1 protein-coding gene and 1 pseudogene are annotated in these 12,307 nt (G+C 51.5%); both read left to right on the top strand.

What is annotated here, in order from left to right; genetic code table 11:
• Positions 1 to 70 precede the first annotated feature (70 nt).
• Positions 71 to 8,104 (top strand): annotated as a pseudogene (locus tag AZ66_RS20955) (non-ribosomal peptide synthetase); the annotation flags it as partial.
• 166 nt (positions 8,105 to 8,270) lie between these two features.
• On the top strand, positions 8,271 to 12,307 hold a 4,037-nt coding region (locus AZ66_RS20950), incomplete at its 3' end, for a non-ribosomal peptide synthetase (protein ID WP_197081747.1).

Below are 12,307 nucleotides of genomic sequence, written 5' to 3'. Positions count from 1 at the left end.
CCGTGTTTGTACACCATGTTCGCCCTAGACAATACGGACATGATGGTTGATTCACTCGGCGAGCTTTCATATGAAGCCATATCCGCTGGAATACACAATATCGAAGTTCGATGTGAGCTTGGATGTGAAGGCAGATGAGCGCGGGCTGGATTGCAGCTTCGAGTATGCGACTTCCTTGTTCAAATCAGAGACGATCTACCGCATGGCAGAGCATTTCAGCCAATTGTTGAAGGACATCGTCACCCACCCGGATGCGCAACTGGGCGAACTAGATATGCTTACTGTGCACGAAAGCGATGAGATCCTGCAAGTATTCAATCCATCACATTCATTGAACGCTCCTGATGGAACGATTCATCGATTGTTCGAAGAACAGGCAGAACGGACACCGGAGCAACCAGCAGTCGTGTTCGGGAATGAGCGCATGACTTACCGCGAGTTGAATGAACGAGCGAATAAGCTTGCGAGAACATTGCGGGCAGAAGGTGTGAAGCCAGATGACTTAATTGGCGTTATGGCCGATCGCTCGATTGATATGGTCGTGGCAGTTATGGCCGTCTTGAAGTCAGGCGGAGCTTATGTCCCGATTGATCCGGAATATCCAGAGGATCGCATTCGCTACATGCTGGAAGATGCGAAGGCAAGAATACTTCTGACGCAGTGTCATTTACAAGATAAAGTGTCCTTCGAGGGAACGTGGGTGCTGTTGGAAGACGAAGCTTCCTATCATGAGGACGATACGAACCTGGAGCCGATCTGCGAACCTGACCATCTCTGTTATGTCATCTATACATCAGGTACAACCGGCAATCCGAAGGGAGTCATGATCGAGCATCGTCAGCTCGCTGCGATGGCAGAGGCTTGGAAGGCCGAATATGAATTGCATAAGCCGGGAATTCGCTGGCTGCAATGGGCGAGCTTCTCGTTCGACGTATTCTCAGGTGATCTCGCTCGCACACTGCTGCATGGAGGAGAGCTTGTACTCTGCCCGAGTGACACAAGAGCGAACCCGGGTGCACTAGCTGAGCTTCTTCGCAGCAGCGGTATTCAGATGTTCGAATCGACGCCTGCCCTCGTCATTCCGCTTATGGAGCATGTGTATGAGCATCGCGTGGACATCGACAGCCTTAGAATGTTAATTATTGGATCCGACCTGTGTCCTGCAGATGAATTCCGCAAGCTGCTCGATCGCTTCGGTTCACACCTGCGCATCATTAACAGCTATGGCGTCACTGAAGCTTGCGTTGACTCGAGCTATTATGAGCCGATTTCATCAGATCCAGTGCGCTCTGTGCCAATCGGTAAGCCGCTTCCTTACGTATCGATGTACATTCTCGGTGAGAACTTGTCGCTTCAGCCTGTTGGTCTGGCTGGAGAGCTGTATATCGCAGGTGCCGGAGTCGGACGCGGATACTGGAATAGGCCAGAAATGACAGCAGACAAATTCGTGCTCGATCCGTTCGCTGACGGACAACGCATGTATCGTACAGGGGATTTGGCGAAATGGAAGCCTGACGGCAACATTGAATTAATTGGGCGGACAGATCATCAGGTGAAAATTCGCGGCTACCGCATCGAAATCGGAGAGGTCGAATCGAAGCTGCAGCAAACGCTGGATATCCGCGAAGCAGCCGTCGTCGCGAAGGAAGATGGAAGCGGACGGAAGGTACTGTGTGCTTATTACACATCCGATCGTGAGCTGACGGCAGGTGAATGGAGATCTGCATTGGCGAAGGAGCTGCCGGCCTACATGATACCGTCACACTTTATGAGGCTTGAGCGGATGCCGCTTACGCCGAACGGCAAGCTGGATCGCAAGGGACTTCCAGCACCGGAAGGCTCTGCGTATACGGGGACGGAGTATGAAGCTCCACGCACGGATGCAGAGATTGCGTTGGCTGCCGCATGGCAGAGTGTCTTGCATGTGGAGCGGGTTGGAACGAATGATCATTTCTTCGAATTGGGTGGAGACTCGATCAAATCGATTCAAGTGTCATCGCGTCTGCATCAGGCTGGATACAAGTTGGAAATACGCGACCTGTTCAAATACCCGACGATAGCGCAATTGAGTCTACAGCTTCAGCCGATTGGCAGGATAGCTGATCAAGGCGAGGTGTCTGGCGAGGTCGAGCTTACTCCGATCCAACGCTGGTATTTCGGACTGGATCTAGATGACATGCATCATTATAACCAGTCGTTCTTGCTGTACCGGCAGGGCGGATTTAATGAAGAGGCTCTGCGCAAGACTTTACGAACCATCGTGGAGCATCATGATGCGCTGCGAATGGTATTCCGTAAATCAGACGCTGGCGTTACGGCTTGGAACCGGGCAATCGAGGAGGGTGAGCTGTTCGACTTCCTTGCCTTCGATATCGCAAACAGTGGAGATGCAGAACAGGTTATCGAAGCGAAAGCGAACGACATACAGGCTAGCATCGATTTGCAGGGCGGGCCGCTTGTGAAGGCTGGATTGTTCCGCTGCGAGCAAGGCCATCATCTGCTCATCGCGATCCACCATGCTGTCATAGACGGCGTGTCATGGCGCATCCTGCTGGAGGATATATCGGCAGGCTACGAGCAAGCATGCAAGGGTGACGACATCCGCTTGCCTTCGAAGACGGATTCTTATGCTGCGTGGTCACGGAGTTTGGTCGAATATGCTTCACTCACGGATTTGGGTCATGAGCGCAGCTATTGGAGACACGTCTTGAACGCAGGAGCGAATCCGCTGCCGAAGGACTTTGACACAGAATCAAGTCTGCAGCAGGACAGTAATTCCGTAACAGTAGCTTGGAATCAACAGGATACGGAGCATTTACTGAAGCGGGTGCACCGGGCCTATAACACCGATATGAATGAGATCTTGCTGGCCGCTCTCGCGATTGCCATACAGAAATGGAGTGGGCACAATCAAATTCTCGTCAACCTCGAGGGTCATGGGCGTGAGCCAATCGCAGGCGATCTGGATATTTCACGGACAGTCGGCTGGTTCACGAGCGAATATCCGGTTCTGCTGCAAGCGGAGCGAGATCGAGGTTTGGCGTACCACATCAAGAGAGCGAAGGAAGAATTGCGGCAGATTCCGAACAAGGGAATCGGTTACGGCATATGCCGCTACTTGTCTGAGCCGCAAGATAGCTTGGAATGGGGAGCTGCCCCAGAGATTAGCTTCAACTACTTGGGACAATTCGATCAAGACTCGATGGGAAGCGGCATTATGTTGTCTCCATATTCGAAGGGTTCCGATGGAAGTGCCTTGCATACACGTCAATATGTCCTCGACATCAATGGCGCAATAACGAACGGCATATTGACCTTGGATATGAGCTACAGCGAGAAAGAGTACCGCAAGGAGACGATGGAACTGCTGGCAGGCCATTTCCACGAAAGTCTGCTCGAGATCATCGACCACTGTGTCTCACGTGAGCAGACAGAATTGACGCCGAGTGATCTGCTGCTGCAAGGACTGAGTATCGAACAGCTGGAGCAGATTGCTGAAGAGACGCAAGAGCTTGGCATCATCGAAAATATGTACATGCTAACCCCGATGCAGAAGGGAATGTGGTTCCATAACGCTCTCGATGGTCAAGAAGGCGCATCGGGTGCTTATTTCGAACAAACCCGATTTACGCTGCGAGGCGAGTTGGATCCTAACCTGTTTGCCCAGAGCTTGCACGAACTGGCTGCCCGGCATTCCGTGCTGCGGACGAACTTCTGCAGCTTGGACGGGGAACCGGTACAGGTGGTGTTCCAGGAAGGACGAATTACATTCACGTACGAGGATCTAAGCCAATTGCCAGCTGATGAGCAAGCAGCAGTGATGGAAAGTGTTGTCGCGAGCGACAAGCTGCGAGGGTTCGATCTGGAACGCGATCCTCTTGTTCGCGTCACATTGATGCGTACGGAGGCATCTAGCTGCCATGTACTATGGAGTTCCCATCATATTCTGATGGATGGCTGGTGCTTGCCGCAGTTGACGGACGAGTTGTTCCGCATATACTCAGCCGTCACGAATCATAATGCTGGAACTACTGAAGCTACTGGAACTGTCGGAACATTAGTGGCCTTCGGAGCTGCTGGATCTTTGCGGAACAAAGAGGCTGACCTGCCAGACTATAGCCGATATATCGAATGGCTGGCAGAGCAGGACATGAGTGCGGCGGCAGAATATTGGAACGGGTACTTGGCGGGATACGAGCAGCAGACACGATTGCCAAATGGGAAGATCACAGGCAAGGATAAGCCGTATGTGCTGGAACAAGCGTCCCGCAAGCTCGGAATTGAGCTTACTTCCCGTATGATTCGGATTGCCAAGCAGCATCAAGTTACGTTAAATACGCTGCTGCAGGCGGCATGGGGGATCGTGCTTCAGAAGTATAACGGTACGCAAGATGTTGTGTTCGGCGGAGTCGTATCGGGTCGACCTGCTGATGTTCCGGGTGTTGAATCGATGATTGGTCTATTCATTAATACGATTCCGGTTCGTGTAAGCTGTGAAGCCGGAGCAAGCTTCTCAGGCGTGATGGAGCAGCTGCAAAATGCGGCACTCGAATCCGGGAGATATGATTATTATCCGCTCTATGAGATTCAATCGAGAACGTCACAGAAGTCGGAACTAATCAGCCACATCATGGTGTTTGAGAACTATCCATTGGACGAGCGAATGGAGCAAACCGGAGACGGAAACGACGGAGCTCTCACTTTAACCGATGTGCAGGCAGCTGAACAGACGAATTATGATTTCAATCTAATGGTCGTACCGGGTGATGAACTTATCATTCGCTTTGATTTCAACTCGGAAGTGTATGATCGCGCTCATATGGAACGGCTGCATCATCATCTGATGCATGTGCTGGAGCAAGTAACGGGTAATCCTGCAATCTCTATAGCTGAACTGCAGCTCGCTACCGAAGCTGAGAAGGCAGAACTCCAATCTGCATTCAATGACACAACTGTCGACTACCCTCGCGAACAGACGATTCATCGGATGTTCGAAGAACAGGTGCAGCAGACACCGGATGCTGCAGCAGTGCTATATGGGGATGACAGCATAACCTACCGAGAGCTGAACGAACGCGCGAACCAGCTGGCAAGGACGCTGCGTGCGGCAGGGGTTGAACCCGATCAGATTGTCGGTATTATGGCCGAGCGTTCCCTGGAGCTAATGGTTGGCATTATGGGGATTCTGAAGGCGGGAGGCGCCTACGTGCCTATCGCACCGGATTATCCAGAGGATCGCATTCGGTATATGCTGGACGATTCCGAGGCTCAGGTGCTGCTTGTTCAAGGAAGCGCGGGAGAAGCGGTTGACTTCGCTGGACGCATCATTAATCTGGATGATGCAGAAGCATACGATGGAGACGGATCGAATCCTGAGCCAGTCAACAAGCCGACCGATATCGCCTACATCATCTATACGTCTGGCACGACCGGACGTCCGAAAGGGGTTATGGTCGAGCATACTTCGGTCATCAACCGCTTGCTGTGGATGCAGAAGCGCTATCCGATTGGAGCGGAAGATACGATTATGCAGAAGACAGCGATCACATTTGACGTATCGGTCTGGGAGCTGTTCTGGTGGGCGTTTGTCGGCTCGAAGGTGCTTATGCTTTCAGTCGGTGGGGAGAAGAGCCCACATGCGATTGTGGATGCGATTGAGCGTCACCGAATAACGACGATGCACTTCGTGCCATCCATGCTGCACGCGTTCCTTGAGCATGTGGAGCAATTGACAGATGCAGAGCGTGAGCGCGGTCTCGCACCGCTGCGGCAGGTGTTCACGAGTGGCGAGGCACTGCTTGCCTCCCAGGTCGAGCGGTTCCACCGTTATATTGCACCTGCAAGCGGAGCGCAGCTCATTAATCTGTATGGACCGACTGAGGCGACGGTGGACGTGACGTACTTCGATTGCGAGCCAGGCCAGACTTATGTAAGTGTGCCGATTGGCAAGCCAATTGATAATACGAGCATTCATATCGTGAATGAGCATAATCAAGTGCAGCCGATCGGCGTTGCTGGTGAACTGTGCATCGCGGGCGTAGGGTTGGCGCGCGGTTACTGGAACCGTCCAGAGCTGACAGCAGAGAAATTCGTCACGATTCCTTCCGTCGGCGAACGGATGTATCGAACCGGAGACTTAGCACGGTGGCTGCCTGACGGCAATATCGAATACTTGGGTCGAATCGACCATCAGGTGAAAATCCGCGGATATCGGATTGAATTGGGCGAGCTGGAAAGTGCACTGCTGAATGTCCAAGAAATTCGGGAGACGGTTGTAGTCGCGCGAGAAGAGGAAGACGGACAGAAATCGCTCTGCGCCTATTATGTCGCAGATGGCGATCCAACGGTAGGTGACCTTAGAGCGGCGCTTGCTGCTGAACTGCCAAGCTACATGATTCCATCGTACTTCATTCGGCTGGAGCAGATGCCGCTGGCGCCGAACGGCAAGCTTGATCGTAAAGCGCTCCCTGCTCCGAAGGACGTGATCCGGACTGGAACTGATCGCATCGCACCACGAACAGCATTGGAAGTGAAGCTCGTTCGCATATGGCAGGAAGTACTCGGTCTCGATCAAATCGGAGTGAAGGACGACTTCTTCGAATTGGGGGGGCACTCCTTACGCGCAACTGCGTTGGCAAGCAAGGTAAGCAAGGAAATGCACGTTGCTCTTCCGCTGCGGGATATTTTCCACTATTCGACGCTGGAAGCGATGGCGCAGGCGATCGGCGAGTTGGAGAAGCAGGAGCACCGATCGATTCCTATCGCGCCAATGGCCGAGCATTATCAATTGGCTTCAGCCCAGAAGCGGTTATACATTCTGCACCAGGCTGAAGGAGCGCAGCAGAGCTACAATATGCCGGGGGCGATGTCCGTAAGTGGACACATCGATCGAAATCGACTAGAAGCGGCGCTTCTGCAATTGATTGCACGCCATGACACACTGCGCACAAGCTTCGAAATGGTTGATGGTGAGCCTGTACAGCGCGTACACCAGCACGTTGATTTCGCGTTAGAGTATTCGACTGCGAGAGAGAAGGATATCGATCAGGTTGCCGAGCAGTTTGTCCGCGATTTTGATCTGGAGCAGCCTCCGCTACTGAGAGTCGGATTCGTCCAACTGGAGCAAGAAGAACAACATCTATTGCTGTTCGATATGCATCACATCATTTCGGACGGGATCTCTATGGACATATTGGTTGACGAGCTTGCTCGCTTGTACGACGGAGAGGAACTTCCTCCGCTTGAAATCCAGTACAAAGATTATGTGCTGTGGCAGCAGGCAGAAGCAAGCAGCGAGCAGATGAAGGAACATGAAGAATACTGGCTGCGGACATTGGGCAATGAACTTCCGTTACTGGAGCTGCCGACCGAATTTGCGAGAGGCGAGCAGCGCAGCTATGACGGAGATAAGCTGCACTTTGCGATTGATGGGCAGTTGAACGAGAAGCTGCAGCGCTTGGCATCCCAATCGGGAGCAACCCTATACATGGTGCTGCTGGCGGCTTATACGACCTTGCTTCATAAATATTCAGGACAAAATGACTTGGTTGTGGGTACCCCAATTGCGGGCAGAACCCATGTAGATGTAGAACCGTTAATCGGGATGTTCGTCAATTCGCTTGCGATTCGCAATTACCCGAATGATGACAAGACGTTCCGCAGTTATTTAGAGGAAGTGAAGGAATCGACGCTGAGCGCCTTCGAGCATCAGGATTATCCATTCGATAAGCTGGTGGAGCAGTTAGAGGATGCTTGGGTTCCAGGCCGTAATCCGGTATTCGACACAATGTTCGTGCTGCAGAACGCAAAAGCGCGCACGATCAACCTGAGAGAATTGGCCTTCGAGCCTCTAATTCCATCACATACGGTTGCGAAATTCGATTTAACCTTGGAAATGGCTATCGAAGACGGCATGCTGAGCGGGCAGTTTGAATATTGCACGAAGCTGTTTTCCGCCAACATGATTGCGAATTTCGCAGAAGACTTCTTGGAGATTCTATCTCAAGCTTGCGAGCAGCCTGACCTCCGCTTGGAGGATATTCAACTGAGCGGCAGTGCTAATCAAGAGGAAGAATTGGAAGAAGAAATTGACTTTGCATTCTAAATCGCTGCATTTGACACTGTTGTTCGGCTGTTAACGCGTCATTCATGACACTAGGATTGGATTTCGTTCATTCGGGCTGCGTGCTATGGATTGACAGATACGCACCCGGATGGACGGATGCCGTCCTCTAGGGGCTTTACTTGATTTGAGAGGGGAGATGATCAGAGTGGCTTTTGATAAAGAAATCGAATTTTGGAAAGCGAAACTCGATACTGAAGATACGCCTACGACTTTGCCCTACACGAGCACTCCAAGCAGTGAAGCGGCACGACATTATTCCGTTTCTGTTACGATGCCTGCTGAAATTTCGGAACGAATTATTCGCATGTCTAAGGGCTCGCATCAAGCAGCCTTCATGATTTTACTAGGTGGCATCCAATGCTTGCTGCACAAATACACGAGCGAGAATCGCATCGTCATCGGCATGCCTATCGTGCAAAAAGCAGGGGAGAAGAGACTTCCCATCAATCAAGTCGTCCTATTGAAGGAGAATGTGAATGAAGAGCTCACGTTCAAATCCTTGCTTACTTCACTGAAACAATCCTTTACAGAAGCAATTCGACATCAGAATATCCCCTTCTGGCTCATAACTGAGCAGATGAATGTGCAAGAAAAGAATGGCTTGCCTGTCATCAATACGATGGCAGCCCTGAAGAATATACATACCGTTAACTTTATTCCAACGGTTGTTGCAGATGTCTTGTTCCAATTTGAGTTCGAAGCTGAGAACCTCCTTTTGAGCGTTGTATATAACGAACGTGTCTATGATTCAGTGTTTATATCACAAATCGTTGAGCACTTGCAGCGCCTGCTGAGCATCGTACTGGCCGAGCCAAATACGAATTTGGGGAATCTTCGCTTGCTTTCGGATGAGGAAACATCGCTGCTTCTGCACGGCTTTAATGCGACGGCTGCAGAGTATCCGCGTAACCGAACGATTCATGAACTCTTCACGGAACAAGCACGTCGCACGCCGGATGCTGTTGCGGCAGTTTATGGGCAGCAACAGTTAACATATGCCGAGCTAAATGGAAGGGCGAACAGGCTGGCACGTACGTTGCAGAACGCTGGCGTTCGATCCGATCAGCTCGTTGGCATCATGGCCGAACGGTCGCTCGAAATGATCGTAGGCTTGCTAGCCATCATGAAGGCTGGTGGGGCTTATGTGCCGATCGACCCTGAATATCCGCAGGAGCGTATTCGTTATATGCTCGAGGATTCGGGAGCGCAGATGCTACTGCTTCAATACCATCTTCGCGAGCGTGTCAGCTATGAGGGCACGATCGTGGATATGAATAGCGAACATAATTATCATGACGACGAGACGGAACTTGCCTCTGTGTCCGATTCAAGCAACTTGGCATATGTCATCTATACTTCGGGCACGACAGGCAATCCGAAAGGGGTCATGATTGAACATAGAAGCGCAGTCAATGCGCTGTTGTGGAGAATTCGGACATACGGGCTTTCTTCCTCCGACCGGGTTCTGCAATTATTTTCATTTTCCTTTGACGGCTTCGTCATGAGCGCGTTCTGCTCATTATTGTCCGGCGCAGGTTTATTTTTACTTAAGGAAGAGGACGCGAAGGATCCGCTCGCCTTGCATGGCGCTATCAGCCAATCTGGAATCACGCACTTCATTTGCGTACCAAATCTATACGGAGCGCTGCTCAATGTGATGCAGGCCGAATCTGTGTCTACGCTGCGTACAGTGACATTGGCTGGCGAGAGTGTCAGCAGTGCATTAGTAGCTAGAAGCCAGGAGCAGCTTCCTGATGTGAAGCTGTTTAATGAATATGGCCCGACAGAGAACAGCGTCGTGGCGACCTGCGCAATCGGCCTCGAGAAAGATCAACCCATTACCATTGGTACACCGATCTCTAATGCGAGTGTGCTGATTTTGAATACTTCTGGAGAGTTGCAGCCGTTACATGTGCCAGGCGAATTATGCATAGCCGGTGAGGGACTGGCGAGAGGCTACTTGAACCGTCCCGAATTAACGGAAGAGAAATTTGCCGCTCATCCATTTGTGCCAGGCGAACGTATTTACCATACTGGTGATTCCGCCAGATGGCTGCCGAACGGCACAATCGAATATTTGGGACGAATTGATCATCAAGTCAAAATCCGTGGATTCCGAATCGAACTGGGCGAAATCGAGTCGAGCTTGAAGAATGTAGCGGGTGTGCGAGAGGTTATCGTGGATGCAAGGCCGGACGGTAATGGCCAACAAATGCTGTGTGCGTACATGGTAGCAGACTCTGTGCTTACTGTGAATGAATTGAGGGAGGCGCTGTCTTCCCATCTGCCGGATTACATGATTCCTTCTCATTTTGTGCAAATGGAACAGCTGCCCCTTACGCCAAGCGGTAAGCTGGATCGTAAGTCATTGCCCGATCCTCAGGCTAACATTGCGATTGGGACGGAGTATATTGCACCTCGTACTCCACTTGAAGCACGTCTTGCGCAAATCTGGCAAGAGTCGCTTGGTGTGGAGAAGGTCGGTATCAAGGATAATTTCTTCGCCCTTGGCGGACATTCGCTGCGGGCCGCTACATTGGCAAGCAAGCTTCACAAGGAGTTGAACGTCAATGTGCCGCTTCGTGATTTGTTCCGTAATCCGACGATCGAAGAACTGGCTTTGCTTATGGAAGGGATGGAGCAGCAGGAGTTTAGCGCGATTGAACGGGTGAAGGAACGTGAGTATTATTCGGTATCTTCAGCGCAAAAGAGGCTGTTTGTCCTGCAGCAGCTCGAAGGTGCGGAACAGAGTTACAATATGCCAGGTGCCATGCTGCTGGAGGGACTGCTGGATAGAGAACGCCTCGAAGCCTCATTCCGCAAGCTGATTGCACGACATGAGACATTGCGTACCGGATTCGAGCTAATGGACGGAGAACCGGTGCAGAAGGTGTATCAGGATGTAAGCTTTGCCATTGAATATATGCAGGCAAGCGAGGAGGAAGCGGCGCAGAAAGCCCGCGAATTTATCCGAGCGTTCGACTTGATGACTCCGCCGTTGCTGAGGGTTGGCTTAATTGAAATGGCACCGGATCGACATGTGCTCCTCTATGACATGCACCATATCATTTCTGACGGTGCATCTATGGGAGTCTTAGTAGAGGAGTTCGCTCGGTTGTACGGGGGTGAAGAGCTGCCACCGCTGCGCATTCAATATAAAGACTTTGCCGCTTGGCAGCAGTCGGAAGTACAGCAGAAGCGTTCGATGCAGCAGGAGGCCTATTGGTTGCAAGCATTTGGCGGCGAACTGCCTGTACTTGAACTTCCAACGGATTACGCGCGTCCAGCCATTCAGAGCTACGAAGGGGAGACCTATGAATTTACGGTTGATTCGGATATAAGTACGGCATTGCAACGCCTCGCAGCGGATAGCGGAACGACGTTATACATGGTTCTGCTCGCAGCTTACACGGTGCTGCTGCATAAGTACACGGGTCAGGAAGATATTGTCGTCGGCACGACGAACGCAGGGAGAATGCACGACGATTTGCAGCCGCTTATTGGTATGTTCGTCAATACGCTCGCAATTCGCAATTATCCGGCTGGAGAATCGACGTTCCGTGCTTATTTGGAACAAGTGAAGGAGCAGGCGTTAGCTGCATTTGAACATCAGGAGTACCCATTCGAAGAGCTTGTTGAGAAGCTTCGAGTTGCAAGAGACATGAGCCGCAATCCGCTGTTCGATACGATGTTCTCCCTGCAAAATATGGAGAATAAGGACTTCGAGCTTCCAGGACTCCAATTGAAGCCGTATGGCTTCGAACATCAAATATCCAAGTTCGATCTCAGCTTGGACGTTGCGGAAGGAGCGGATGGGCTCGCTTGCAGCTTGGAGTATGCTTCGTCCTTATACAGACAAGACACAATCGTAAGAATGGCGAATCATTATCGACAGCTGCTTCATTCAATTGCACAGTCGCCTGAGGCGCAAATCGCCGTGCTCGGGATGTTGACGCCGAGTGAGCAAGAGCAGATTCGATTCAAATTCAATCATGATCCGTCAGATATGGAGCAGAAGCACACGGTTCATCAACTCTTTGAGGAGCAGGCCGCTCTTACACCGGAACGAACTGCGGTCGTGCATGAGAATGAACAACTGTCGTATCGGGAGTTGAATGAGAGGGCGAACCGTCTGGCACGTACGCTTCGTCAACACGGCGTGCAGCCGGAGCAGCTCGTCGG

The organism is Paenibacillus sp. E194, assembly GCF_000935845.1.
Lineage (GTDB): Bacteria > Bacillota > Bacilli > Paenibacillales > Paenibacillaceae > Paenibacillus_B > Paenibacillus_B alvei_B.
Note: the sequence above shows the minus strand (reverse complement) of the source record. Positions and strands in the feature narration are given on the sequence as shown.